Annotated in this window: 25 protein-coding genes and 1 pseudogene; 16 read left to right on the forward strand and 10 right to left on the reverse strand. The window is 40.6% G+C overall.

The window, feature by feature from the left end; genetic code table 11:
- The first annotated feature begins 62 nt into the window (after positions 1 to 62).
- The 3 genes from niaP (at position 63) to GO593_RS07575 (ending at position 5,732) form a co-directional block, all read left to right on the forward strand.
- Positions 63 to 1,382, forward strand: coding sequence for a niacin transporter NiaP (niaP, locus tag GO593_RS07565; protein WP_000366688.1), 1,320 nt, complete (start codon positions 63 to 65; stop codon positions 1,380 to 1,382).
- 153 nt (positions 1,383 to 1,535) lie between these two features.
- The gene (gene parC / locus GO593_RS07570) at positions 1,536 to 3,755 is read left to right on the forward strand and encodes a DNA topoisomerase IV subunit A (RefSeq protein ID WP_000202262.1); all 2,220 of its coding nucleotides are present in this window, start codon (positions 1,536 to 1,538) and stop codon (positions 3,753 to 3,755) included.
- Between the two features lie 297 nt (positions 3,756 to 4,052).
- Complete coding sequence (locus GO593_RS07575) at positions 4,053 to 5,732, forward strand: long-chain-fatty-acid--CoA ligase (protein ID WP_000411991.1); 1,680 nt, start codon at positions 4,053 to 4,055, stop codon at positions 5,730 to 5,732.
- A gap of 38 nt (positions 5,733 to 5,770) precedes the next feature.
- Here GO593_RS07575 and GO593_RS07580 read toward each other — a convergent pair whose 3' ends face one another.
- On the reverse strand, positions 5,771 to 6,154 hold the full coding sequence (locus GO593_RS07580; RefSeq protein ID WP_001187000.1) for a hypothetical protein: 384 nt from the start codon (positions 6,152 to 6,154) through the stop codon (positions 5,771 to 5,773).
- 106 nt (positions 6,155 to 6,260) lie between these two features.
- Here GO593_RS07580 and GO593_RS07585 point away from each other — a divergent pair, with 106 nt between their 5' ends.
- Together GO593_RS07585 and ppa are read left to right on the forward strand one after the other, a co-directional pair.
- Positions 6,261 to 6,659, forward strand: a complete 399-nt coding sequence (locus GO593_RS07585) for an MAPEG family protein (RefSeq protein WP_000546045.1) — start codon at positions 6,261 to 6,263, stop codon at positions 6,657 to 6,659.
- Between the two features lie 127 nt (positions 6,660 to 6,786).
- Positions 6,787 to 7,314: an inorganic diphosphatase gene (gene ppa, locus GO593_RS07590; RefSeq protein ID WP_000122443.1), complete on the forward strand. Its 528-nt coding sequence runs from the start codon at positions 6,787 to 6,789 to the stop codon at positions 7,312 to 7,314.
- Between the two features lie 104 nt (positions 7,315 to 7,418).
- Here the strand turns inward: ppa and GO593_RS07595 are convergent, their stop codons facing one another.
- A complete protein-coding gene (locus tag GO593_RS07595) occupies positions 7,419 to 8,735 on the reverse strand; it encodes an OprD family outer membrane porin (protein ID WP_000910009.1) in 1,317 nt (438 codons plus the stop codon).
- Positions 8,736 to 9,432: 697 nt separating this feature from the next.
- Here GO593_RS07595 and GO593_RS19365 point away from each other — a divergent pair.
- Both GO593_RS19365 and GO593_RS07600 read left to right on the forward strand, forming a co-directional pair.
- Positions 9,433 to 9,603 carry a hypothetical protein gene (locus GO593_RS19365; RefSeq protein WP_001984583.1) on the forward strand — a complete coding sequence of 57 codons (171 nt, stop codon included), beginning with the start codon at positions 9,433 to 9,435 and terminating at the stop codon, positions 9,601 to 9,603.
- A gap of 56 nt (positions 9,604 to 9,659) precedes the next feature.
- Positions 9,660 to 10,472, forward strand: coding sequence for a TorF family putative porin (locus GO593_RS07600; RefSeq protein ID WP_000975212.1), 813 nt, complete (start codon positions 9,660 to 9,662; stop codon positions 10,470 to 10,472).
- Between the two features lie 42 nt (positions 10,473 to 10,514).
- Here the strand turns inward: GO593_RS07600 and GO593_RS07605 are convergent, their stop codons facing one another.
- Both GO593_RS07605 and GO593_RS07610 read right to left on the reverse strand, forming a co-directional pair.
- A complete protein-coding gene (locus GO593_RS07605; protein WP_000772985.1) occupies positions 10,515 to 11,393 on the reverse strand; it encodes a dihydrodipicolinate synthase family protein in 879 nt (292 codons plus the stop codon).
- Positions 11,394 to 11,408: 15 nt separating this feature from the next.
- Positions 11,409 to 12,185: an aldolase gene (locus tag GO593_RS07610; protein WP_000845035.1), complete on the reverse strand. Its 777-nt coding sequence runs from the start codon at positions 12,183 to 12,185 to the stop codon at positions 11,409 to 11,411.
- Positions 12,186 to 12,296: 111 nt separating this feature from the next.
- Between GO593_RS07610 and pdxR the strand changes: the two are divergent.
- Positions 12,297 to 13,731, forward strand: a pseudogene (pdxR, locus tag GO593_RS07615) (MocR-like pyridoxine biosynthesis transcription factor PdxR).
- A gap of 14 nt (positions 13,732 to 13,745) precedes the next feature.
- Here the strand turns inward: pdxR and GO593_RS07620 are convergent.
- Together GO593_RS07620 and GO593_RS07625 are read right to left on the reverse strand one after the other, a co-directional pair.
- The gene (locus tag GO593_RS07620) at positions 13,746 to 15,233 is read right to left on the reverse strand and encodes a YifB family Mg chelatase-like AAA ATPase (protein WP_000010469.1); all 1,488 of its coding nucleotides are present in this window, start codon (positions 15,231 to 15,233) and stop codon (positions 13,746 to 13,748) included.
- Between the two features lie 65 nt (positions 15,234 to 15,298).
- Positions 15,299 to 15,526, reverse strand: coding sequence for an accessory factor UbiK family protein (locus GO593_RS07625; protein ID WP_000894500.1), 228 nt, complete (start codon positions 15,524 to 15,526; stop codon positions 15,299 to 15,301).
- Positions 15,527 to 15,805: 279 nt separating this feature from the next.
- On the opposite strand from GO593_RS07625, the gene glnK reads away from it, so the two are divergent.
- From glnK to GO593_RS07655, 6 genes are all read left to right on the forward strand, one after another.
- Positions 15,806 to 16,144, forward strand: a complete 339-nt coding sequence (gene glnK, locus GO593_RS07630) for a P-II family nitrogen regulator (RefSeq protein ID WP_000780326.1) — start codon at positions 15,806 to 15,808, stop codon at positions 16,142 to 16,144.
- A 57-nt stretch (positions 16,145 to 16,201) separates the two neighbouring features.
- Complete coding sequence (locus GO593_RS07635; protein WP_000738522.1) at positions 16,202 to 17,599, forward strand: ammonium transporter; 1,398 nt, start codon at positions 16,202 to 16,204, stop codon at positions 17,597 to 17,599.
- 158 nt (positions 17,600 to 17,757) lie between these two features.
- Positions 17,758 to 18,216 carry a transcriptional regulator NrdR gene (gene nrdR / locus GO593_RS07640; RefSeq protein ID WP_000543541.1) on the forward strand — a complete coding sequence of 153 codons (459 nt, stop codon included), beginning with the start codon at positions 17,758 to 17,760 and terminating at the stop codon, positions 18,214 to 18,216.
- A gap of 15 nt (positions 18,217 to 18,231) precedes the next feature.
- Entirely contained in the window at positions 18,232 to 19,317 is a 1,086-nt protein-coding gene (gene ribD, locus GO593_RS07645; RefSeq protein ID WP_001292503.1) for a bifunctional diaminohydroxyphosphoribosylaminopyrimidine deaminase/5-amino-6-(5-phosphoribosylamino)uracil reductase RibD, read from the forward strand.
- A complete protein-coding gene (locus GO593_RS07650) occupies positions 19,314 to 20,606 on the forward strand; it encodes a DNA adenine methylase (protein WP_001083669.1) in 1,293 nt (430 codons plus the stop codon). Before ribD ends, GO593_RS07650 begins: the two co-directional genes overlap by 4 nt.
- Positions 20,607 to 20,648: 42 nt before the next feature.
- Complete coding sequence (locus GO593_RS07655; protein WP_000493866.1) at positions 20,649 to 21,308, forward strand: riboflavin synthase; 660 nt, start codon at positions 20,649 to 20,651, stop codon at positions 21,306 to 21,308.
- 58 nt (positions 21,309 to 21,366) lie between these two features.
- Here the strand turns inward: GO593_RS07655 and GO593_RS07660 are convergent, their stop codons facing one another.
- From GO593_RS07660 to GO593_RS07675, 4 genes are all read right to left on the reverse strand, one after another.
- On the reverse strand, positions 21,367 to 21,585 hold the full coding sequence (locus GO593_RS07660; protein ID WP_000354154.1) for a hypothetical protein: 219 nt from the start codon (positions 21,583 to 21,585) through the stop codon (positions 21,367 to 21,369).
- A 130-nt stretch (positions 21,586 to 21,715) separates the two neighbouring features.
- Positions 21,716 to 22,354: a cell division protein BlhA gene (blhA, locus tag GO593_RS07665; protein WP_002037252.1), complete on the reverse strand. Its 639-nt coding sequence runs from the start codon at positions 22,352 to 22,354 to the stop codon at positions 21,716 to 21,718.
- 38 nt (positions 22,355 to 22,392) lie between these two features.
- Positions 22,393 to 22,800, reverse strand: a complete 408-nt coding sequence (locus tag GO593_RS07670; RefSeq protein ID WP_001151592.1) for a DNA polymerase III subunit chi — start codon at positions 22,798 to 22,800, stop codon at positions 22,393 to 22,395.
- Positions 22,793 to 24,241, reverse strand: a complete 1,449-nt coding sequence (locus GO593_RS07675; RefSeq protein WP_000673448.1) for a leucyl aminopeptidase — start codon at positions 24,239 to 24,241, stop codon at positions 22,793 to 22,795. Before GO593_RS07675 ends, GO593_RS07670 begins: the two co-directional genes overlap by 8 nt.
- Before the next feature lie 143 nt (positions 24,242 to 24,384).
- On the opposite strand from GO593_RS07675, the gene lptF reads away from it, so the two are divergent.
- Together lptF and lptG are read left to right on the forward strand one after the other, a co-directional pair.
- A complete protein-coding gene (lptF, locus tag GO593_RS07680) occupies positions 24,385 to 25,485 on the forward strand; it encodes an LPS export ABC transporter permease LptF (protein ID WP_000586912.1) in 1,101 nt (366 codons plus the stop codon).
- On the forward strand, positions 25,485 to 26,555 hold the full coding sequence (gene lptG, locus GO593_RS07685; RefSeq protein WP_000881094.1) for an LPS export ABC transporter permease LptG: 1,071 nt from the start codon (positions 25,485 to 25,487) through the stop codon (positions 26,553 to 26,555). The genes lptF and lptG overlap by 1 nt, the downstream gene beginning before the upstream one ends.
- Positions 26,556 to 26,663: the final 108 nt, after the last annotated feature.

A 26,663-nucleotide genomic window follows, 5' to 3' on the forward strand; every position in this document is an offset into this window, starting at 1 on the left:
GCATGATATAACAATTCTATATATGGTCTTGTCCACTTATTCTTTCCAGTAGAGTTAATCCTATGGATCTGGTTTCACGTATACAAAATCTTCCAATTGGCAAATTTCACTACACGCTTTTATGGGTAGTGGGTTTAGGCTGGATGTTTGATGCGATGGATACCGGCATTATCGCTTTTATTATGACCACCCTTGTTAAAGACTGGTCATTAACACCAGTTGAAAGTGGCTGGATTGTCAGTATTGGCTTTGTAGGTATGGCTATAGGCGCAGTTTGTTCTGGTGCCTTGGCAGATCGTTTTGGCCGTAAAACTGTCTTTGCGATGACAATGGCAATTTATAGTATTGCGACTGCGTTATGTGCTTTTGCCCCTGATCTAAAGTGGCTATTAATTTTTCGGTTTATTGTTGGGTTGGGGCTAGGTGGTCAATTACCTGTAGCAGTCACGCTGGTCAGTGAATATGTGCCTGCTCATGTTCGTGGAAGATTTATCGTTCTACTTGAAAGTTTTTGGGGATTAGGCTGGCTAGTTGCTGCGCTCATTTCTTATTTTATTATTCCTAAATTTGGTTGGCATATTGCCTTTCTTATAGGCGGTCTTCCACTTATTTATATTTTAGTGATTTGGAAAAAAGTTCCTGAGTCGATACCGTATTTGATTAACCGTGGTCGTATTGAAGAAGCGCATGCACTGGTACAAAAACTAGAAGCCGAAGCATGTGTGCAAATTGTTCACCATATTGAAGTCGTGCCTGTGGCGATGCGACAAAAAGTTTCATTTAAACAGCTCTGGAGTGGTCAATTTGCTCGTAGAAGTTTAATGCTCTGGCTAATCTGGTTTGGCATTGTGTATTCCTATTACGGCATCTTTACGTGGTTGCCGAGTTTATTGGTGAAACAAGGCTATGACATTGTCAAATCATTTGAATATGTATTGCTTATGATTTTGGCGCAGTTACCGGGCTACTTGGCGGCCGCTTGGTTCGTTGAGCGTTTAGGTCGAAAAATTACACTTGCCGCATTTATCGGTTTTTGTGCGTTGTCGGCATATTTCTTTGGACAAGCCGACAGTGTAAATAGCATTATGTTTTGGGGCTGTCTCATGTCATTCTTTAATTTGGGTGCATGGGGAGTCTTATATACCTATACACCAGAACAATACCCAGCCAATATTCGAGCTTTCGGGTCAGGCTGGGCATCGGCAATGGGGCGTATCGGTGGAATTGTCGCGCCAATGGTCGTGACACATATGATGGTTGCTAAAAACGGCTTTAGTCACGTTTTTATGATGTTTACTGTGGTTTTACTTGCCGTAGCTTTAGTGATTTTGATATTAGGTGAAGAGACTCAAGGTAAAAGACTAGAGTCGATTGGGTTATAGTTTTTGCCTAACTTTATAGCAAGTAACTAAAAATATAGAGAGATAAGACACAATTTGACGCTCAGGTGACAGAGTCCCCCTTGTGTCTGTAACATAGCCCACTTAGCATAATACACACTTAAAATAACGACTGATTTGGAAGATAAGCTGACTATGACCAGCCTTGCGCATCATGCGACAGAAAACCGCTCTGTAGCCGAATTTACTGAACAGGCTTACTTGAATTATGCCATGTACGTCATTATGGACCGTGCATTGCCGCATATCAGTGATGGCTTAAAGCCCGTACAGCGCCGTATTGTCTATGCCATGAGCGAGCTAGGCTTAAAAAGCAGTGGCAAGCCAAAAAAATCAGCGCGTACAGTGGGTGATGTACTTGGTAAATACCACCCACATGGTGACTCGGCATGTTATGAAGCCATGGTACTCATGGCTCAGCCATTTAGTTATCGTTATCCGCTAATTGAAGGACAGGGGAACTGGGGTTCACCAGATGATCCTAAATCTTTTGCTGCGATGCGTTATACCGAAGCCAAACTCTCGGCTTATAGTGAATTATTGCTGAGCGAATTAGGTCAGGGTACTAGCGAATGGCAAGATAACTTTGATGGTTCTTTAAAAGAACCGATCACTTTACCTGCACGTGTACCTAATATTCTTCTTAATGGTACGACAGGTATTGCTGTCGGGATGGCAACTGATATCCCGCCACATAATTTGCGTGAAGTTGTAAAAGGCACAATTGCTTTAATCCGTAATCCGCAAACCTCGGACGAAAAATTAGCTGAATATATTCCGGCTCCGGATTTACCAACCAAAGCTGAAATTATTACCCCGCCAGAAGAATTACTCAAAATCCAGACCACTGGTCGTGGTAGTTACCGTATGCGAGCGGTATATACCATTGAGAAAAATGAAATTGTAATTACTGAGCTCCCATATCAAGTCTCTGGTTCTAAGGTAATTACCCAAATTGCTGACCAGATGCAGGCTAAAAAGCTGCCATTAGTCGTTGATGTGCGTGATGAATCGGATCATGAAAACCCGACACGACTCGTGATTGTACTGCGCTCTAACCGTATTGATGCGGAAGCAGTAATGAGTCACTTATTTGCGACCACCGATTTAGAATCAAGCTATCGTGTGAATTTAAACATGATTGGTGAAGATGGCCGTCCTCAGGTGAAATCAATTCGTCGTATTTTGCTTGAATGGATCGAGATCCGTAAAAAAACGGTAACTCGTCGTTTGCAGTACCATTTAAACCGTATTGAAAAGCGCCTGCATATTTTGGCAGGTCTTTTAATTGCTTATCTCGATATTGATACAGTCATTCGTATTATTCGTGAAGAAGACCAGCCTAAGCCAGTCTTGATGGAACACTTCAATATTGATGAGATACAGGCCGAAGCGATTTTAGAGCTTAAATTACGTCATTTGGCAAAGCTTGAAGAGATGGAAATTCGTCATGAACAAGATGAGCTTTCCGCGAAAGCTGCCATTATTCGTGAACAACTCGAAAATCCTGAATCTTTAAAAAACCTGATTATCAGTGAATTAAAAGAAGATGCGAAAAAGTTCGGTGATGAGCGCCGTTCTCCAATTGTTGCACGTGCTGAAGCGGTTCAAATTAAAGAACAGGATTTAATGCCAGCTGAAACGGTAACAGTCGTTTTATCTGAAGCAGGCTGGGTTCGTGCGGCAAAAGGTGCGGATGTGGATGCTGAAAATCTGAACTACCGTGCTGGGGACCAATATTTAAGTCATGCTGTCGGGAAAACCAATCAGCGAGTTTACTTCCTTGATGAAACAGGGCGCAGCTATGCCTTGCCAATTAGTAACTTACCTTCAGCAAGAGGCTTGGGGGATCCATTAAGTTCTAAATTATCACCAGCAAGTGGCGTATCGTTTATTCAGGTTTATTTAGATGATGATGAGTCTGAGTTGATTGCTGCAAGTTCGGCAGGTTATGGTTTTAAAACGCAAACCAAGCAATTAGATACCAATGCGAAAGCCGGTAAGACATTCTTAACGGTTCCGGATAAGGCAAAGGCTTTACCACTCATTTCTGCCCAAAACATGACGCATTTGGCTGTACTGAGCTCAGCAGGGCGTTTGTTAATTTTAGATTTGGCAGAGCTACCAAATTTAAATAAAGGTAAAGGTAATAAGTTGATACAACTTGAAGGAAAAGAGCAAATTTTATCCATGACAACCCTGAACTTAGATGAAATAATTCAGGTGGTTGCAGGTCAACAACATCTCAAATTAAAAGGTGATGATCTACAAAAATACATGGGTAAACGTGCTTCGAAAGGTCAGCTCTTACCACGTGGATATCAAAAAGCAAATAAACTGTTGATTCAGAGATAAAGCTAGCGTCTGGCAACATAAATACGCTATATATGGCAACATGTTCAAGCAATGAACTGAACTTGTTGGTATTGAATAATGATTAAAAGGGCAGCAATTTGGAGTACGTAATTTGTACTCCATGCAAAAAATTTGGCAGGCTTAAATTGTCAAAACTTCTGTCTCATAATCTTGTTCGAAAGTGTCATGAATGTGCCAATAAGTTTTAAATATGTTCTGGCACCAAGAAGCTAAAGAATAGCTGGGGCATTGAATAACAGTTATTACTAAGGATTACGAATCGGAGATAATGGCATTATGGAAAAGATTTGGTTTGCAGAATACCAAAAGACAGGGATTCCAGAAACAGTAGCATTGCCTGCAGAAAATACCTCACTTGTTGATATTTTTGAGCGTAATTTCCAAAAATTTGGTTCTCGTGATGCCTTTATCTTTATGGATAAAGCCATGTCATTTAACGAGTTGGAGCTTGCAAGCCGTAAGTTCGCGACCTATTTGCAAAATTTGGGGTTAGCAAAAGGTACGCGTGTGGCAGTAATGATGCCAAACGTGCTGCAGTATCCTGTAGTGGCATTGGCAGTCTTACGTGCAGGCTTGGTTTTAGTGAATGTTAACCCACTATATACTGCGCGTGAACTTGAGCATCAGTTGAATGACTCAGGTGCAGAAGTGCTCGTTATTATCGAGAACTTTGCAAGTGTTTACCAAAGCATTTTGGGTAAAACTCCAGTGAAGCATGTAGTTGTTGCTTCTGTCGGAGATATGCTAGGTACACTGAAAGGTACTTTGGTGAACTTTGTTTTACGTAAAGTCCGTAAACAAATTCCAGCTTGGAATATTCCTGGGCATGTTAAATTTAACAGTGCATTAAATAAAGAAAATCCAAGCAATTATAAACGTCCGACTTTAACTTTAAGTGATACTGCCGTGCTTCAATATACCGGTGGTACAACGGGTGTTTCAAAAGGTGCTGAGCTGACTCACCGCAATTTGGTTGCCAACCTTTTACAGTGTGACGGTATTTTCCAAAGCAAATTCGGTGCAAACGATGGTGCTAAAGGCGATCGTATTGTTTGCGCATTACCGCTTTACCATATTTTTGCGTTCATGGTTTGTGCGATGTACGGTATGTACAAAGGACAGGCAAATATCTTAATTCCGAACCCGCGTGACTTACCGGCTGTGATTAAGGAATTACGTAAATATCAACCTTCTTTCTTCCCTGCAGTAAATACATTATTTAATGCCTTGGTGAATAATGAAGAGTTCAAGCAACTTGACCATAGCAACTTAAAAATGGCAATGGGCGGTGGTATGGCAGTTCTGCCATCTACAGCAGAAGCTTGGAAGAAAATTACTGGTACCACCATTATTGAAGGTTATGGCTTATCAGAAACTTCACCAGTTGCAACTGCAAATCCACCTGCATCTACTGAATTTAGTGGCACCATTGGTATTCCATTACCGTTAACTGAGGTTGCAATTTTAGATGATGACGGAAAAGAAGTACCTTTGGGTGAACAAGGGGAGATCTCAATTCGTGGTCCTCAAGTCATGAAAGGCTATTGGAACCGTCCAGATGAGACTGCTAAAGTCATGACAGCAGATGGTTTCTTCCGTACCGGTGATATTGGTGTAATGGACAGCCGTGGATACGTCAAAATTGTAGACCGTAAAAAAGATATGATTTTGGTTTCTGGCTTTAACGTTTACCCAAGTGAAATTGAAGAAGTGATTGCTAAACATCCAAAAGTATTGGAAGTTGCTGCAATTGGTGTTCCAGATGAAAAATCAGGTGAAGTGCCAAAACTCTTTATTGTGAAGAAAGATCCAAGCTTAACCACAGAAGAGGTTTTGAACTTTGCTAAAGAAAACTTAACAGGCTATAAACGCCCTCGTTATGTTGAGTTTATGGATGAATTACCAAAATCAAATGTAGGCAAAATTTTACGTAAAGATTTACGTAAGCCTGCGTAATGATGAATAAAAAAGCGCCGTAAGGCGCTTTTTTTATTTTAATGGTTTTTCATAAACCAACGATCTACATAAGGACGACCAATTCCGACCATACCAACAAAAACTAACATGGTACCGAGTTGTAGACGTAAGTGAGTTATATCAAGTTGACCATAACTGAGGTAATTATCTACAAGACAATATATGGTAATCACAATGAGCCAGTGCCACAAAGGAAGTCTTTTGACACCCACAGCAATAAAGGTCACTGTTAAGATCACGAAGGTACCCAGTGTAGATTGCCAATTGAAATTCGCACAAATTACACTCAGTAAAAAAGCGACGATCGGTAATACTATTTTGAATATACGATCTACCTGAAGCTGGTTCTTCTTTTGCTTTTCTAAGACCTCGAACAATTCTTTTTGATCAGGTTGTTGCATACATAGCCCTATAAATCAGTGATGACATGCGGTTGCATAAAATTTCAGGTAAAAACGATGAGTTATGATAGCATGATCAACAGTATTTTCAGTGATGGATGGCACTATGCACGGCATCAGCAGCATTATCTATATTATTTTAGTGGCATGTTTGCTGCCATACGCATTTACCGTAATTGCAAAATTTACCGGTGGTTTTCAGCCCGTCGATAATCAGAACCCAAGAGACTTTCTTGCTAATACAAAGGGTATCGCTGCTCGGGCAAATGCAGTACAACAAAACAGTTTTGAAAGTTTACCTTTATTTTTAACAGCTATTTTGATGGCTGAATATATGGTGGTCCCTGAATACTTTATTTTAAGATTGGGCTGGGCCTATATTATTTTACGCGTGATTTATGGCATTTGTTACTTAAGCAATTGGGCAACTTTACGCTCTATTGTCTGGTTTTTATCATTGTTATGCCCAATATTCTTGTTGATCGTGACAATTAAGTTGACTTGAGTGTCATTCTGTCACCATTCATATCAACTTTCGCGTGTGCGCATTGTATAATCGGCATCATTTTGATGATATCCACGTTATAATCGAGTGGATTTTACATCTGACTTCATAACGAAAGAGTATTGATATGAGTTACAGCAATATCCCAGCAGGTAAAGATGCACCAAATGACATCTATGTCATCATTGAAATTCCTGCAAATGCAGCGCCAATTAAATATGAAATTGACAAAGATTCTGATGCATTGTTTGTAGACCGTTTTATGGGTACAGCAATGTTCTACCCAGCAAACTACGGCTATGTACCAAACACTTTGTCTGAAGATGGTGACCCATTAGACGTACTTGTTGTAACTCCACATCCTGTTGCTGCCGGTTCTGTAATTCGTTGCCGTCCAGTGGGCAAATTAAACATGGAAGATGACGGTGGTATCGACGCGAAATTAATCGCTGTTCCACACGAAAAATTATCTCCACTTTACAAAGACGTTCAGGAATATACAGATCTTCCTCCGTTATTGATTAGCCAAGTTGAGCATTTCTTTAGCCACTATAAAGATTTAGAACCAGGCAAATGGGTGAAAATCAGCGGTTGGGAAGGTGCTGACGTTGCTAAAGCGGAAGTATTGAAAGCAATCGAAGCTGCTAAAAAATAAGCTCTAATTTTTAAGCCTAGAGTGTCACAATTGATTCTGGGCTTAATAAAAAACCTACCTGTGTGACCAGAGGTAGGTTTTTTTATGCTTGATAAATCTGTGAATTAGAATAATTTCACAGGAATATCTAAGAAAATACGCCATTCATTGGTATCACCGATGTAAGCGCCTTGGTAAGCATCACTTGCACGGTAGTAAGAGTTACGAATACGAAGGCTTGCATCTTTAGCAAAACCACTTTGAACTGTGTATTTCACTTGGTTAAAGAATTCGCGTTCTTGAGCATCATCAGTTACATTTCTAACCTTGATGTCCCAACCATATACAAATGCAGTGGTCCAATTTAAACCAGGTAATACGCCTAACTTGCCAAAATCAACATTGTATTGAATTTGAGCAGATTTCTCGTGGTTACCGATGAAATCAGACATATAAGAGTTTGGCAAATAAATACTTTGGAAACCATCAGCATTTTGGCCATAGTCGTAACCAACATTACCAGTGTTTTGTTGATATGCTAACATCACACTATGTGGACCAGTCGCATAAGTTCCTGAAATAGCCCAAATATTATTGGTCTTTTCTTCGCCAGCTATACCATCCGCAGCATAATTTGGTGCTACAGTTCCAGTTGCTGAATAAGTGTGTGCATTTGCATCAAACTTAGTATGGTATCCACTAAAATCATAAGTTAATGAACTGTCATTTGCTAAAGGTTGTTTAAAGTTAACATTAGCATAATGGCGTTCAAGAGCATTTTTGCTGTCTAAGCCATAATAAGATGCATTTAAGTTATCATTAAACTTATATTTAGCACCCCAAACAATTGCACGGTCAAGACCTCTGCCAGAAGCATCCGCATCGGTATTGATTTGGTCAGACATTTGGTCTTTAGTAAATTTACCAGCAACAACCTCAAGGTTCTTGATTTCATGGCTAGTTAATAAAGTACCTGTGAAGTATTCAGGAACCATACGTCCTGTATTACTTGCAAGGACTGGTAAGTCGAGTACTTGAGTACCGTAACGTACTGTTGTATTCGAGAAACGTGCCTTAACGCTGCCACCACCACGAGCCCAGTGGTCGTAAGCTGAACCATCGTTGTGTTTTGGAATCATTTGGTTTCCAGCGTTTTTGTTTTCGCCAATTTTAAATGATCCATCACCAACAACGCCTACACCGAAACCAACGATACCAGGGGTAAAGCCAGATTCGATACTTACAATTGCTGATTGAGCAACTGAGCTGGTATCTTTCGCGCCCTGTTTTTTGTCACGAGTTAGATAACCTGTACGGAAGAGAATAGAACCGTTCGCATCTTCAACAAATCCTTTTGCCTCACTTTGCTCGCTTGCCTGAGCTGAGGAAATTATTGCCGCAGAAATGAGAACTGCTAATGTAAGTTTTTGTGCTTTTAGCATATTTAAAGAACCTCATAAAAACGATAAATCCTGTGCCTTGTTATTATTCAGGGCCTAGGATTTCCATCAATTGTATAAGTAATCTATAAAAAAGATATATTTTTGTTCATTTTATTTTATATATGCTATGCAGGATTTGATTAATGTGGTAGATAAGTTTAACTAGATTTATTTTTAAATTTTTATAGTTAATTTATTGTTTAAAATAAAAAAAGTAATTTATTTTTTAGTTGAATTTTACCATTTTTTCTTATGTGAAAATTTTAAAAATACTTGATTTTTGTGTTCAATTTTTACTCTTTTTTATTTGATATGTTTACTTTTTAATCTCTTTTTAAGCAATTTTCTTGAGCAATTTTTAGTAATCTCACTCTATATTGTTACTTTATAACATTTTTGTATCAAAAAATTGATTAAAACAGAGACGAAAGCAACGCCAAAAAACTCCTAGACTCTATCGATCAAATTTAGTGCGATAATTTGCATGAAATTTGTGCAATTTATTTTTCATTTATATTTTCGTGCGGAAAAAGCCCAAAATGGTTCATAAATAAAAATAAGGGTTAAATAAAGAGGCTCTGTACTAATAAATTTATGGAGTTTTTATCTCTTTATATAGAAATGAAATAGAGACTTTACGCCCTACCATTCAATACTACCGATCTCGGCTTGTTTATTTCCGATAAGGTGTTTTCTCATGTTTTCTTTATATTTTACGCAAACAAAATGTTCATACTTTATTGTTATATATATAAATAATTATTTAGAAGATTTTTATTTTTCGCGTTGTATAAGTTTTTTAGTCTCTAAATTAATGAAGTGTAGCGATACCAAATATGAACTTGGCACAGCAATTGCTAAAGCTTAAGTAACAAAATTTGTTTAAGTCATATAAATCGTGCGTTCATTGTGGGGGAGATCAAAATGATGAAGTTTGCACTTAAAGCAGTAACATTCGGCGTACTCACGGCAGGTTCAACCATGGTTATGGCTGAAGATGCTCCATCTTTTTACGGCATCACCGCAACTGGTAGTGTGGCTGCTACTACAGATTATCGCTTCCGCGGTATTACGCAGTCTTCAAATAATCCAGCTATTCAAGGTGGCTTCACTTTCTCTCATAAGTCAGGTGCTTATGTTGCGCTTTGGGGGTCAAGCGTAGACTTTAATACACCTGGTGTTTCAACTGAAACTGATATCTCGTTAGGTTATACCAACACCTTAAAACTGTCAGACACACTTGCACCGACTTATGATGTTGGTGTGATCCGTTATGGTTATATTGGCTCTGATTCAAAATTCACTAATCCATACAATGGTGACACTGGTTTTGACTTTACCGAGTTTTACGGAAAATTAACGTTTGCAGATTCTTTATTTAAAGGTGATGCCCTTAGTGTCGGCGTGAATTATTCTAACGATTATTGGGGCCACTCTGACGAGTTCTGGTATTTTAACGTGGGTTATTCGGCACCAATTGCAGACACAGGATTTACTGGACTTGCTTCAGTTGGTTATAACAAGCTTAAAAATAAAGATTCTTTACTTGTAGTTGCAGGTGGACCAGGTGAAGATGATAGCTATATTGATTATAAAGTCGGCGTAAACTATAACATCTTGGGTATTGTTGCTGAGCTAGATGTTGTCGGTACAGATATTAGTACTTCTGGCATGACTGATGCCCAGAAAAAACCTTATGACACAGGTTTAGTGTTTAGTTTAACTAAAACATTCTAAGTTGGGGTTTTAAAAAAGCGGGTCAATAAACCCGCTTTTTTATTAGTTTTCTATTTCAGAAAGTAGTTGTTTTAACTGATTAAGCTCAATATCCGTGGCTTTGGTCAACGGCTTGCGTGGTGCTCCTGCAGCGACACCTTTTAGTTGTAAACCTGCTTTAATCGTTTTAGGCAGACCACCACTTACAATAAAGCGTAATAGAGGAAGCTGCTGATAAAATGACTTCTGGGCTTGTTCCAATTCACCATTTTTTACATATTCAATAAGCTGTTGAGGTCGTTGACCTAACAGATTGGGTGCTGCTGTACACCAACCGCTTGCTCCTGCGCATAAAGCTTCTAAAGCTAGAGGGTTACAGCCGTTATAAAACGGAAGTTCACCTTTTGATAGCTCATAAATTTTATGCATGCGCTGAATATCGCCGCTGCTTTCTTTTACCATCATAATATTTGCAATGTTGTTAAACATGCGCACCATTAATTCAGGAGACATATCAACACCACTGGTTGCAGGGTTGTTGTACACCATAATAGGTAAAGACGTTGCTTGAGCAATTGCTTGGTAATATTCAAAAATCTCTTGGTCTGTTAGCTTCCAATAAGATACAGAAATCACCATAAGTGCATCTGCACCATAGCTTTGCGCGATTTGGGCTTTTTTGATGGCTTGATCAGTGGTGAGTTCTGAAATCCCAATAATGACAGGTACGCGCTTATTAATGCTTTCAATTGAAGTTTTCGCGACTAAGCACCATTCATCCCATTCAAGATAAGCGCTTTCACCTGTACTGCCTAAAGGTGCAATCGCGTCGCAGCCATTTTCAATAAGCAAATCCAGCATTTGTTTTAGTACAGGAAGATTGATGGTGTTGTCATCAGAAAAGGGAGTAACAGGGTAGCCAATAATGCCGTTTAGTTTCATGGTCGAGGTCTCTTTTTAAATACAGTCAGAATGTTTTTTCAAAGCTTTACGTGCGTAGTAAGCAAAGTTCACTTTGTTGCGTTTATCGGTAGACACCCAATCATGGGCTTCCGCTGCCAAAGCGTGGGGGATAGGCTGGATTTGTCCGGCAGACATGGCTAAAAGTTGCAGTTGAGCTGCGCGTTCAATTAAAAGCGCCAAGTTGCAGGCTTCTTCAATGGTTTTTCCTGTGACCAATTGACCATGATGAGACAACAAAACAGCGCGGTTTTTACCCAGCGCGGAAGAAATCAAAAGACCTTCTTCATTACCTACAGGAACTCCCGGCCAGTGGCCTACAAATGAGCAGTCTTCGTAAAGTGCGCAGACGTCCATTTGGGAAATCATAAGTGGAATCTGTAGCATCGCCAGGGCCGCTACATACGTTGGATGCGTATGGATAATACAGTTCACTTCTGGGTGTTCTTTATAAATCCATGTGTGGAAACGGTTGGCTGGGTTTGCCATGCCTTCTTGATTGATGGGTTCTAAGTCCTGATTCACCTCAAGCAAGTTTGAAGCAGTAATTTCATCAAAACCTAAACCGAAACGTTGAGTAATAAAGGTTTCTTTATTTTTACTACGGCATGTAATTTGACCCGCTAAACCAGCATCATGCCCATGATCAAATAAAATACGGCAAGTCAGTGCAAGCTTTTGACGGTCTGTTAAATCTAAGTCGCTCATCCACTTTTGCATGTCTTGCTGTGCGTGTTGCATCAAGTCGTGTTTGTTTACAGAAGCAGTCTTCATCTCTTCTCCAGTCCAGTTGACCAAATTAAGTAGGTGAAGGCAGAATAAAAAACAACTGGATGGATCAATACATCCAGTTTTTATAAGTTATATGGTCCAGATGGGGCGAATATGCTAAGACCTTGGCAAATACATTTCCGCATTGATGAAAGAGAAGAAAAAACGGTTTTTCTAAAACTGACTAACTTGATTAGTCAGGAAATTTTGAGTGGCCGTTTAGTACAGGGCACTATGCTGCCGGGGTCTCGCAGCCTGTCAAAAGAATTGGGAATTAATCGAAAAACGGTACAAGCAGTTTATGAAGAATTGGAGGCACAAGGTTGGCTTGTGACTCGGCCTCGAAAAGGCACATTTGTGGCAGATGTTTTACCGGAAAAAAAGCCTCATATAGAGCCAAGAGCTGATCGAAAAGTTAGTGATAAACCAATAATTCAACAAGTTGCTCAGCGGCCCCATAACGATGGTGTGCCAGATCCGAGGCTTATTCCCTATGAATTGTTTTCGAGGGCCTATCGGCACGCACTCATTAAAATTACTCAAAACCAGTACATGGGATATGGTGACCCACGCGGTATGGCTGAACTAAGGCAGGCTTTAAAACAAATGTTGTCGATGGAACGTTTCATGAATATTGCGGAAGATGAGATTTGTATTGTACGTGGTAGCCAGATGGGAATTTTTCTTGCCTCTCGTGCATTACCCAATCGGCAGGGTGTCATCGTCGTTGAGGAATTATATTACCCATCTGCTTTTAAAGCATTCCAGTCAAATGGCTTTCAAGTGGTTTCTGTCAAATTAGATGATCAAGGTATTGTTATTGAAGATCTCGAACGGATTTTAAAAGAACACTCGGTTGCAGCAATTTATACAACGCCACATCATCAGTACCCTACAACCGTTACCATGACAATGAGCCGCCGTCTTCAACTCTTAGAACTTTCAAAAAAATGGGGGTTTTACATTATTGAAGATGACTATGACCACGAATTCCACTATGACAGCCGGCCTATGCCACCCTTAGCAAGTTTGCCCTATTCTGAGTTGGTTATTCATGTAGGTTCATTGTCTAAAGTTTTTGCACCCGGTATTCGCTTGGGTTACATCGTGGCAGCTCCAACCATCATTCAAACTATTACTGAAGATATTTTATTGATTGATCGGCAGGGCAATAATATTACGGAACTCGCTTTAGCAGATTTAATGCAACGAGGGGAGATCAAGCGGCATATTCGTAAAATGAAAAAGATTTATCAGTTACGTCGAGACCATGCGTTAGCTGAGTTTCAAAGAGTTTTTGCTGAAAGTATTGAGATACAACCGCCTGCGGGTGGAATGGCTTTGTGGGTAAAATTTCAGAAATCATTTACTCAAGATCAGCTCATAAAGTTAAAAGAACTCAACATTGATACAGAGCAGAAGTTTAAACAGAAAGAGTGTGCTAATCATTGTATTCGCTTTGGTTTTGCAGCTTTATCAGAGAAAGAAATCACCTCTCTAATTGAGACCTTAAATGAAGCTCTTTAATAAAAGAACAGCGGACTCATAATCCGCTGTTTTATTTTAAGAGTGATTACCTCGATAAGAGAGTGCTTCTGTAAGATGAGGACTTTGAATGACCTCACTTTGGGCCAAATCGGCAATAGTACGAGCAACCCGTAAAACACGATGATAAGCACGAGCAGATAAATTTAAACGTTGCTGAGCCATTTCAATCATTCGCTGTGAAGTACTATCGAGAACGGCATGTTGTTCTAGTTGTTTTGGTGAGAGCGCCTGATTCAAACAACCCTGTCTTTGCATTTGTTGTTCATAAGCATAAATCACACGTTGTCGCACAGTTGTAGAATCTTCTGCAGGCGTTGGGTCTTGCAATTCTTGAGCTTTTAATGGCGGTACATCAATATGTAAATCGATGCGGTCAAGTAACGGTCCCGATATGCGGTTTTGATAGCGCTTAATGCTTTCTGGAGAACACTGACAACGGCTATCTTGATTAAATGCATACCCACATGGACAAGGATTCATTGCTGCAATGAGCTGAAAGTTCGCAGGATAAGTAATTTGCCGAGCCGCACGTGAAATAATGATTTCTTTTGACTCAAGCGGTTGGCGTAAGACTTCTAGAACCTTTCTGTCAAACTCGGGAAGTTCATCTAAAAATAGAACACCTAAATGAGATAAAGTAATTTCACCCGGTTTAGGGTGTGAACCGCCCCCAACCAGTGCAATTGCTGATGCTGTATGGTGGGGCGCGCGAAATGGACGCTGCCCAAAGGTATGTGGTGTATTTGAAATAGAATAAATACTTGCAACTTCAAGAGTTTCTTGAGTAGAAAGTGGCGGTAAAATGGAAGGCAGGCGTGAAGCCAATAAAGTTTTACCTGTGCCTGGTGGTCCTTTAAAGAGCAGGGAGTGTCCCCCAGCGGCAGCAATTTCTAGTGCACGCCGTGGCCGTAGCTGACCTTTAACATCTGCAAGGTCAAATTTATAGGGCATTTCATTTGAATGGGCACTTGGCTGCGCATAAGCTAGCTTTTGTGTGCCTAAAAAGTGCTCGCATACCTCTTTTAAATGGTTAACTGGATAACACTCAAGATTAGGTAAATGGCTAATATCTTGGCTATTATCGACGGGTAAAACGATTTTATGCTGAGCTTGCTGGCATGCCATTGCTAAAGTTAAGGCGCCTGACACAGGTCTTACATGACCGTCTAGAGCTAACTCTCCAATAAATTCAAAGTCTTCTGTGCAGTTTTCCGGAACTTGACCAGAGGCAATTAAGATGCCTAAAGCAATTGGTAAATCTAGCCGTGAACCATCTTTGGGCAAATCTGCAGGAGCAAGGTTAATGGTCAGCCGCTTAGTTGGGAATTGAAATCCACTGTTAATAATAGCTGAGCGAACCCTATCCTTACTTTCCCTAACTGCTGCTTCAGCTAAGCCTACAATAGTCAGAGAGGGTAAGCCTTGACTCACATGCACCTCAACCTCAATGAGAGGCGCATGTAATCCTAAAAGTCCCCGAGTATAAATTTTAGAAAAAGACATCTTATTGTTCCATTATGGTGCTTCATTTTTAATCGTTGTAAAGTATAAGTGCGCTACGTTGGTGCTTATTTTTTATTCTTTAAAGCTTCTTCTAATAGACTGACTTGTTTTTGTAGCGCTTCTAAACGTTGATTGGCTAAATGAAGGGCTGTTTTTTGTCTTTCGATTTCTTGTTTAGAGACAAGATCTAATTTCTCGACAGTTTCATTTAATAATGCACGTAAGTTTTTTTCTAAATCTTTTTTAGGCTCGTCAATTTGTTCCAAGATGGCCTGTAATAGAGTTTCTAGCATGAGATATCCAAACTGTTGTATTACCTTATGCTCGCCAGTTTAACACTGCTTGAATCTAGGATATAGGCTTCTTGGCTTTTAGCCATGTCATAACGATAAATTGAAATAAAAACAGGACTGAAAATTCATTTTATTTTTAGTTGCTCATCTACATCTTGATAACTAAATAGGTTATAAAGAAAGCTCATGCAAAAGATTCATATCCTCCAACCTTTGAAATATTGGCATGAAAATTGAACATAAAACCTTACTGGTGAAAAGAAGCCGAAGGAAACAAACATGAAGCTTGTAACTGCAATTGTAAAACCGTTTAAATTGGATGATGTGCGTGAAGCACTCTCTGACATTGGTGTACAAGGGATTACCGTAACTGAAGTTAAAGGTTTTGGTCGTCAAAAAGGACATACAGAACTTTACCGCGGCGCTGAGTATGTGGTTGATTTCTTACCTAAAGTAAAAATCGAAATTGCGATTAGTGATGAAATGGTCGACGCGGTAATTGAGTCAATTACACGTGTGGCAAGCACTGGAAAAATCGGCGACGGTAAGATTTTTGTGACTAATCTGGAACAAGTCATCCGTATCCGTACAGGTGAAACAGGACCAGATGCTGTCTAAATTGGCACAAAGCTTGCTGAGCAATAAATAGCTCGCAAATGAGGTTGGGGGACACGAATGAAAAAAATGCTTATGGCGCTGAGTTTAACCGGCGCACTTTTGGGTGGTACTGCCGCTTGGGCAGAAGAGACTGTAACAACACCAACATCTGAGGTTACAGCAACATCAACGTCTGAAGCTCCTGCAACAATTGCAGCGGCACCAGCAGCTGAGGAAACTCCGGCCGCTCCGACACCGACTGCAAAACTCGATACCGGTGATACATCTTGGATTTTAATTTCAACAGCTTTGGTTCTGTTGATGACAATTCCAGGCTTGGCGTTATTTTACGGTGGTATGGTCCGTAAGAAAAATGTCTTAAGCACTATGATGTTTAGCCTTTCTGCTGCAATTTTAGTAAGTTTGCTCTGGGTGATTGCAGGTTATTCAATCGCGTTCTCTGGCACAGGTGCATACTTCGGTGATTTGTCTAAAGTAATGCTCAATGGCGTCGCTTTTGATGCACTAAGTGGGACAATTCCTGAAAGCCTCTTTGTTATTTTCCAAATGACTTTCGCCATCATTACTGTCGCAATTTTGAGTGGCTCGATTGCTGATCGTATGAAATATTCAGCTTTCATGGCATTCATTGCAATTTGGGTACTTGTGGTTTATGCGCCAATTACTCACTGGGTGTGGGCAGCAGATGGCTGGTTATTTAAAGCAGGTGCATTAGATTTCGCTGGCGGTACGGTTGTGCACATTAACTCCGGTGTTGCAGGCCTAGTTGCTGCTTATATGCTTGGTAAACGTATTGGTCTTGGCCGTGAATCTATGGCGCCACATAACTTAACTTTAACTGTAATCGGTGCAAGTTTACTTTGGGTGGGTTGGTTCGGCTTTAACGGTGGTAGTGCTTTAGGTGCTGGTGCCCGTGCAAGTATGGCAATTTTAGTGACTCAAGTTGCTGCCGCTGCTGCTGCGTTCTCTTGGTTGGTAGTAGAACGTATGATCCGTGGTAAAGCTTCTGTATTGGGCGGTGCGTCTGGAGCTGTTGCTGGTTTAGTTGTGATTACGCCTGCAGCTGGTTTTGTTGGTGTAGGCGGAGCTTTAGTAATGGGCCTTATTGGTGGCGTAGTCTGCTTCTGGGGTATTACGGCACTTAAACGCTTACTTAAAGCCGATGATGCTTTGGATGCGTTTGGTTTACATGCTGTAGGTGGTATTGTCGGTGCGATTTTAACTGGCGTATTTTATAGTGATGAAATCATTAAGGCAGCCAACGTAGCATTAGCACCAACATTCGCTGGTCAGTTGTGGGTACAAGTCGAAGGTGTGCTTGCGACAATGGTTTACAGTGGTATCGCAACTTTCATTATTCTTAAAGTGATTGACCTTATTATTGGACTTCGTGTTAATTCCGATGATGAACGTATGGGTCTGGACTTAAGCCAACATGGCGAACGTATTGAATAATCACTAATAATTCTTATATCAAAAACAGTCTTGTGCTGTGATCAAAGCGATGCTTTGATCTCGGACAGGACTGTTTTTTTGTCTCATAGAATGCTGGTTCTGTAAGTGTAGAAATTTTGCTACACTAGGTCAAAGTAATTGACCCTATTAAGTCCGCTATGCATTGTCCATTTTGCAACGCCGCAGATAGTAAAGTCATCGATTCGCGTCTAGCCGCAGAAGGTTGTCAGATTCGTCGACGTCGTGAGTGTGTAAGTTGCGGTGAACGTTTTACCACTTTTGAAAGCTATGAAGTGGTGATGCCCCGTGTGATCAAATCGAATGGAAAAAATGAACCGTTCGATGAGGCGAAGCTACGTCGTTCGCTTATGCATGCCTTACAAAAACGTCCAGTGACACAAGAGCAGATCGAGACGGTTCTCAGCGATATTCAGTTGCAAATTCGTCGTTTGGGTGAGCGTGATGTGAAATCCAGAACGATTGGTGAGATTGTCATGCAATCTTTATTTGCACTTGACCACGTTGCCTATGTTCGTTTTGCTTCGGTTTATCAAGATTTTCAGGATGTTGAAGCGTTTCGCCGCCAAATTGAGCAAATGCAACAACGTGAGCACTAATCATTTGAGATTTTTATGTCTGAGTTAAAACAAGATCAATACTGGATGCAGCAAGCCATTGAACTTGCCAAACGAGGACTCTATTCGACAAAACCAAATCCAAATGTCGGTTGTGTCATTGTCAAAGATGATCAGTTAATTGGTGAAGGTTTTCACCCTAAAGCTGGTCAGCCTCATGCGGAAGTTTTTGCATTACGTCAGGCAGGCGAACAGGCACAAGGCGCAACTGCTTATGTGACGCTTGAGCCGTGTGCTCATTATGGACGAACCCCTCCGTGTGCTGAGGCGCTGGTTAAGGCGCAAGTTAAAAAAGTGGTAGTGGCATGTCCTGATCCAAACCCGCTTGTTGCAGGTAAAGGTGTTCAGATATTAAAAAATGCCGGTATTGAAGTAGAAATCGGTATTTGTGAAGACTTAGCCGCTAAACTTAATCAAGGCTTTTTAAAAGCGATGTCTACGGGCATGCCATATGTACGTTTAAAAGTAGCCTCTAGTCTAGATGGACGTACTGCAATGGCATCTGGTGAGTCGAAGTGGATTACGGGTTCTGCTGCCCGTCAAGATGTCCAACATTGGCGTGCCATTTCAGGCGCCGTGATTACAGGCATTGATACTGTAATTGCTGATGATTGCCAGCTTAATGTACGTTCACTCCATAATATTGATATCGAGACGGTTGCTCAGCCAAAACGAGTAATTCTAGATCGGAGAGGACGTTTACCACTCACCGCTAAAATATTAGAAAATCCTGAAACTGTCATGGTGATGGGGCCATATCGTCAGGAACTCGCTGACTTAGGCGTGATACAATTAGAAATTCAACCTTTAAAAACGTTATTACAGACCTTATCTAAGCAATACCAAATTTATGATGTGTTGATCGAGGCTGGCGCGACATTATCAAGTGCCTTTTTGCAAGAAGGGTTGATTGATGAAATGATCAGTTATGTGGCTCCAACTTTATTGGGGCAAAGTGCTAGAGCCATGTTCAATGCAGATTTTGAATATATGGCACAGCAACTTCGTTTTAAACTTCTTGATGTAATACAACTTGATCAAGATATACGCTTAAGGTTAATCCCTACGCAAGAGAAAGTATGAATTCAGAGCCTTCGGTATACCACAAACGTCGTCATGCAGCCCGCACGACAGACGAATATCTTTTCCATCAGCTTGTCCCGTATTTGGGCAACAAGCGCCGATTGCTCCACTTGATTTTAGAAGCTCTGGAAATCACAGGGACGCTGAATAGCAAGAAAAAGAACCCCCCGATTTTTGCTGACTTTTTTGCAGGCAGTGGAGTGGTTTCTCGTTTAGCACGTCAAAATGGATACCGTGTCATTGCCAATGATTGGGAACCTTATAGTCATGCTTTAAATCATGCAATTTTAGCGTGTGTCGATGCACCTGCTTTTAAAGAGTTGGGTGGCTATCAGAAAGCGATTGATTATTTAAACCGCTTACCCGAGGTTAAAGGCTGGGTAACGCATAACCTTTGCCCTCGTAATGATGATGTCTATGATCCATCTCGTGATCGTTTATTCTTTAAACGTCGCAATGGTATGCGCATCGATGCGATTCGCCAGCAGATTGCAACATGGCAAGCGCAGGGTGCAATTAATGATGTAGAAATGAGTGCTTTGCTTGCGCCATTACTCTATTCGGCAAGTTTTGTGAGTAATACTAGTGGTGTATTTAAAAGCTTCCACCAAGGGTGGGGCGGACGTACACAAACAGCGTTAGAGCGGATTGAATCACTACTTTGGTTAACACCGAGCCGTTTCTGTGAGATTGGCGACCGTAAACGCCCCGCTGCTGAAATGTGGTGTGTAGATGCTCAGCATTTAGCAAATCAAATGAGCGGTTTTGAAGTAGATGTAGCCTATCTTGACCCACCTTATAATCAGCATGCTTACAGTAGTAACTATCACGTTTTAAATGCATTGACGTTATGGGATCAAGTCGACCTACCTCCACCCGACACTAAGGGTTATAAGAGTGGTATTGACCGTGCATGGCGTAAAGAGCGTCCAAGCCCATACAACTCTTCTAAACATGCAAAAGATGCGTATGAGAAATTACTCTCAACGATCAATGCACGTTATATTCTGACCAGTTATTCAACCGATGGTAACATTGAGCCGAAAGATTTACTGATGGCCAATCTGGAACGTGGAAAAGTGACTTTACTTACTCAAGATGTTCCACGTTATCGCGTAAGTAAACAACGTCAGTCAGAGCGTGCACGTGTGCTTGAGTTTATTGTGATTACAGATACTCATGCCAAACCAGGGCCACCGTTACGTCAATTGTTAGGCCAGCTTTACCACTTTGCCGAGCTAGGTGGTGTAGATACATCAGGTAATAGTACACAGCTCGCACTTTGGTAAGCGCTGCAATTTAAGCAGTGTAAAAGATTTGGAGATTGAGCCATGTTTACAGGCATTATTGAAAGTTTAGGTAAAGTAGAAAGCCTACAAAGTGTAGGTGGCGATGTGCGTTTACGTATTCAAACCGATTTGGATATGTCTGATGTACATTTGGGTGACTCAATTGCAACTAACGGGATCTGTCTCACAGTGATTGAGTGGGGTGATAACTGGTATGCGGCTGATGTGTCCCGTGAAAGTTTAAACCGCACGACTTTGGGTAACTGGAAAGTTGGTCAACGTGTCAATGTGGAAAAAGCCATGTTACCGACTACCCGCTTTGGTGGACACATTGTAAGTGGTCACGTTGATGGTGTAGGTGAAATTACCCTAGTACGTGAAGATGCCCGCTCAATTTATTTTGAAGTGACTGCGCCTGTAGAACTTGCTAAATATCTGGCAGAGAAGGGTTCAGTAACTGTAGATGGTATTAGCTTAACGATTAATCATTTACGCGGTAATATTTTAAGTTTAAACCTAATCCCACACACAGCAGAGCGTACTAATATTGGAACGTGGCAAGTGGGTAGCAAGGTCAACCTTGAAGTTGATGTTTTAGCACGTTATATCGAACGCTTATTACTAGGTGATAAAGCTGCTGAACAGAAAACCGAATCAAATATTAGTATGGCTTTCTTAGCTGAAAATGGTTTTTTAAAATAAACTTTTAAATTACCAAAATGAAAAACCGGACATACGTTCCGGTTTTTTATTTTAAAAATTAATGCTTGGTGAGAGTAACTGAGTGTGTGCCGACCCAAGGTTTATTATGCTGAGTGCGAGTAATTGAAAATTCGCCTTTTTCCGATGCTCGTGTGAGTAAGATTGAAAGCGAATTAAAGTCGTTATGACTCATATAAAGTTCTTGTGCTGAGAAGGTCCATTGCTCGCCTTGATTAAGTTGCTCAATTTGCGTTGAAATCTGATGCGGAATGTCCATTTCTTACCCTCATTAATTTTCATAAATAATCATGACTTATTCTTATAATTGCTTGAACCATAAGAATATTATGCATGACCATTTTGTGACAATTAAATGTCATTTTTATGACAGGAAGAATATTAAAACTTTACTTTTCTATTTTTTCATCAGAAAAGTTAGAATTCTTTAAAATATATTCAATTTCTTCTTGAGCCGCAGCATGCAGTTTGGCACGGAAAACTGTTACCGCCTGTTCAATTAAGCTTTCAGCTTCAAGTTCTAGGCGAACGCGTACACTTTCAAGCTCAGATAAGATTTGATCGTCAGTAATGCTAAGTTTTGTACCAGAAGAATAGTCAATTGCTGGCGTTTCAGGGTTTTTTTGATAACGTGCAGTATGTTCAGCAACTTCTTGTTCTAAATGACTGCGTAAAGCCTGCAAAGCTTCCGTTTGTTCACTAAATTTACGAACTTCGTCAGCTTGTAATTCAGCAGCATAAGCTGCTTCCTTTGCGCGCTTATCTGCAAGAGCTTTTTCTAAAGCAAGTTGGCGACGTATTCGCGCTTGCTCGATTAACTCTGCCTTTAAGTCAGCATATGCCTTTTCAATATTTTGTTGTGATTCTAATTGCGCTTTTTCGTCATTTAAAACCCACAGTTGAATAGGGGTCTGAGGCTCTAATAAATCACAAATACGAGCCAAATCCTGTTGATAAGCATGACGGACAGCTTCAGGCGCATTTAACCATCTTTTTTTAAAATCTTGCCCGACATTTAATGCCACCACAGTTCTCCTTTGCTCAACAGTATTTACATTTTAGCGCGTTATAATTTAAAGGTTCGAGGTTCTATACCTAAACGACGATACATTTTAAATTTTTCTCGGCCAATTTGCTTGGCTGCTTCATTATTTTCAACAATTTCTATAATGTGGCTAAAATGATTCACTTGTTCAAGTGCATGATTGTTAAAATTAAATACCAGCCAACCTTGTTCAGAAGGTTGTTTAGCCGAAATACATACTGCTGCATCTACCTGATCAACGCCATGGGCAATAAAGCTGGTCGGATCAAAGCTCCACAATTTTTCATCAAGTGTTTGTTGTAACTGCACATCTGGGCAATACCACCAGATTTGTGAATGCTTCAGTAAAATTTTTCGACATAAACGGCAAGCACTATCGACTTGCCGTTCTTCACTGGTTTCAAACAGATAAAAGCTAACTTTAGCCATTCGTACTTACACGGTTAGCCAAGAATTGCATAAGTAGCGGTACTGGACGACCAGTTGCGCCTTTTGCTGAGCCTGATAACCATGCTGTTCCTGCAACATCCAAATGAGCCCAGCGATAGTCACGAGTAAAACGCTCAAGGAAGCAGGCTGCTGTAATTGCGCCGCCATGTGGTCCACCAATGTTAGCGATGTCTGCAAAAGGAGAGTCCAATAGTTCTTGATAATCATCAATCACTGGCATGCGCCATACACGGTCAAATGATTGCTCACCAGCTTGTTGGAGTTCAGCTGCCAAAGTATCGTCCGGAGAAAATAAACCACTCAGTACTTTACCTAACGCAACTACGCAAGCACCAGTTAATGTTGCGATATCAATCACAACTGCCGGATTGAAACGTTTGATATACGTTAAGGTGTCGCAAAGGACCAAACGGCCTTCAGCGTCAGTGTTTAAAATTTCAACGGTCTGCCCACTCATGGTTGTTACAATGTCGCCTGGGCGAGTTGCTTTACCTGAAGGCATATTTTCCGCAGCTGCAATCGCACCCACAACATGGATTGGAAGACGTGCCTCACATAAAGCACGGATTGTGCCGAGTACAGAAGCTGCACCACACATATCAAACTTCATTTCATCCATGCCAAGCCCTGGTTTTAAAGAAATACCGCCTGTATCAAAAGTTACGCCTTTACCAACAAGTACGACAGGAGCTTGTTCAAGCTGTGCTTGGTATTCAAGAGTCACAATACGGCCCGGACGCTCAGACCCTTTGCTGACTGCAAGAAATGCATACATGCCTAAATCAGCCATTTGTTGCTCATTTAAGACAGTGACTTTAAGTAAGTCTGGGAATTCTGCAGCTAAAGCTAACGCCTGTTCTGCCAGATATTCAGGGAAACAGATATTACCTGGTCGGTTTCCTAAGTCACGAGCATAAGACTGACCAGATTGTACGGCATGTACTAAAGCGAGTTGATTTTCATCAAGGTTGGTTTGTGAGCTAATTAAATCAACTTGTTGTAACACAAATTCATTTTTTTTCGATTTAAACTCATCATAACCATAAGCTGCTTGAGTTAAGCTTAATGCAAATAAATAATGGTATTCGACAGGTAACGCAGCAATATCAATTGCGATATGCTTAAATTTATTTTGTGCCGACTTGATAATGGTTTGCGCCAATTTTGCTAACTTAGCTGCTTGAAGTTCAGCTGCTTTTCCTAAACCAAGTAATTGGCTATGGGGCTGAGTGCTAAGTTGACCAAATAATGGCAACGTTTCATTGAAGTTGGCTTTAAATTGAGTTGCTGTAAGAATACTTTCTAGATTATTGATTTGATATGTATTGAGATTGCTTTGTAGCTGTTCTGAATCAACTAAAATCCACAAAGATTCATTAGATGTTTGTTCAGGAAAAGTTGTATAAGTTGTAAATTTCATGGCTGCCGTGATTGCCTATAGAAAGTTATGTTGGATTAAAACATTGAAACACTTTCAAGCATAGCGTTGCAATGTGCGGTTTTATATTTTTAACATTCGGGTAAACTAGCGTTCGTCCCGATTAGCCTTTTGGAAGTATTAATTTGATTATTCGGCGTTATCTCGTCAAGCAAGTTGTCTCTACCTCATTGGTGGTCATTGCATTATTGACCTTAATCATGATGGGTGGTCGTCTGATCAAATACTTTGGTGTGGCGGCACAGGGGCGACTAGATGCCAGTATCTTGTTTAGCATCATTGGATATCGTTTACCTGAATTTCTAACCCTCATTTTACCACTTGGGTTTTTTATTGGTTTAATGTTGGTGTTTGGTCGTTTATATGTTGATCATGAAATGGCCGTATTGAATGGTAGTGGGGTAAGTCGTCATCAGTTAGCGCGCTTACTTATTCCAATGACACTGGTTTACATGGTGTGTCAGTCCGTACTTATGCTTTGGATGACGCCGTGGGGACTTCGTGAATTCGAAAAATTAACTACAACCCAAGCAGTGCGTACGGGGTTTGACTTGGTGCGACCAAGAGAGTTTATTTCTTCTGGACCTTATACGATTTATGCAGGTTCATTGTCGGAAGATCGAAAAAACCTTAAAGATATTTTCTTTTATCAGCGTGCAGCCAAAGAAGGCAAGCCAGATGTCATGATTTTGGCAAAAGAGGCAACACGTGTTGAGGTCGCGAATGATACAGCTAATGTGGTTGATCTCGTTCAAGGTCGTCGCTATGAAATATTCCCGGGACAACCAAAATATACACAAGCAGAGTTCCAGTCTTATCGTCTACGTTTAGAAAATGACAAAGATGTTAAGTTTGAGAGTGGCGATGTAGAAGCACTTTCCACATCAAAACTATTTTCTAAAGCAAATGATCCGGTCGTAAGAAGTGAGTTGGGCTGGCGCTTATTTGGTCCGTTTACCATTATTATTGCCTTGATGCTATCTGTGGCATTGTCGGAAGTAAGCCCGCGACAAGGTCGTTATTATCGTCTTATTCCATCTATCTTTATTTTCGCGAGTTTGATCGTACTCATGATTGCAATTAAAACTCGTATAAGTAAAGGAGAACTGGATATTTGGGCTTATCCAGTGGCTTTATTGGTTTATGCAATCGCAGCTGCCTTATTTTCACGTAAGCAGAAATTAGGGCCGAAAATCAAGAAACAGATTAAGCGAGTGAAATTATAATGTTAGCACGTCGAATAGTCGCCAAATATGTGACGAAAACCACTGCGCTCGCAATGTTTGGTACCACCATTGTTTTGTCTGTTTTGCAAATCCTGTTTACTTATCTGGGTGAATTAGGTGAGCTAAAACCTGACTATAATGCATGGCAAGCTTTTATCTATGTGTTATGGGGTGCCCCTCGCTATCTATATGAAATTTTACCTATCTCGGCCTTAATTGGCGCTGTGATTGGGTTAGGCGCTTTAGCATCCAATAGTGAGCTGATCGTGATGCGTTCGGTCGGGATTAGCTTATGGCGTATTGTAGGTTGGGTTATGCGCTCAGCTTTGCTGCTTATTGTTTTATCTTTTGCTCTAAGTGAGTGGGTTGTTCCCTATACAAATGAGAAAGCGCAAAGTGTCAAAAGCCATCGATCAGTTGCTGCTTTAGGTGAAGTGAAAGGCTATTGGTCACGAGAAGGGCAACGCTTTATTTATATTGATTATGCGAACTCACAAGGAAATTTAAGAGATATACAGGTCGTAGACTTTAACAAAGACTACCATTTACAGTCTTTAATTAATGCAGAGCAAGGAAAGTTTATCCAGGATGGTCAATGGACTTTACAAAAAGCCAGCCAGATGGACATTCTTACAGATGGTAATTCGATACTAAATAATCATGATCAGCAGTCTTTAGGTTTGGCTCTACAGCCTAAATATGTACACATGGTGACTTTAGACCCTGAGGACTTGTCTCCAAGTCAGCTGATTAGTTTTATGCGCTATATGGACGAATATAGCCAAGTGCCGAAAACTTACCAATTAGCTTTTTGGCAAAAAGTCGCTTCTCCATTTTCACTCATTACTCTTGTATTAGTGGCTTGTTCTTTTATTTTTGGTCCACTACGTCAACAGTCGATGGGTTTCCGTTTGGTGATCGCACTCTTCATTGGTTTAGGCTTTTATTATTTACAAGACTTCTTGGGCTACGCAAGTTTGGTATACGCGCCTTCGCCAGCTTGGTTTGTACTCATGCCTATTATTTTAATGTTTGGTGCCGGAAGTTATTTGCTTTATCGGGCCCGTTAAATTGAAAGTATATGAATGGCTTTCTCAATGAGGAGCATTGGGGAAAGCCATAGGAAAAAATAGAGTCTTCACCGAAAATTCGGTAAGATATTGCGATGAAATTGTAGA

The organism is Acinetobacter baumannii, from assembly GCF_009759685.1.
Classification (GTDB): domain Bacteria; phylum Pseudomonadota; class Gammaproteobacteria; order Pseudomonadales; family Moraxellaceae; genus Acinetobacter; species Acinetobacter baumannii.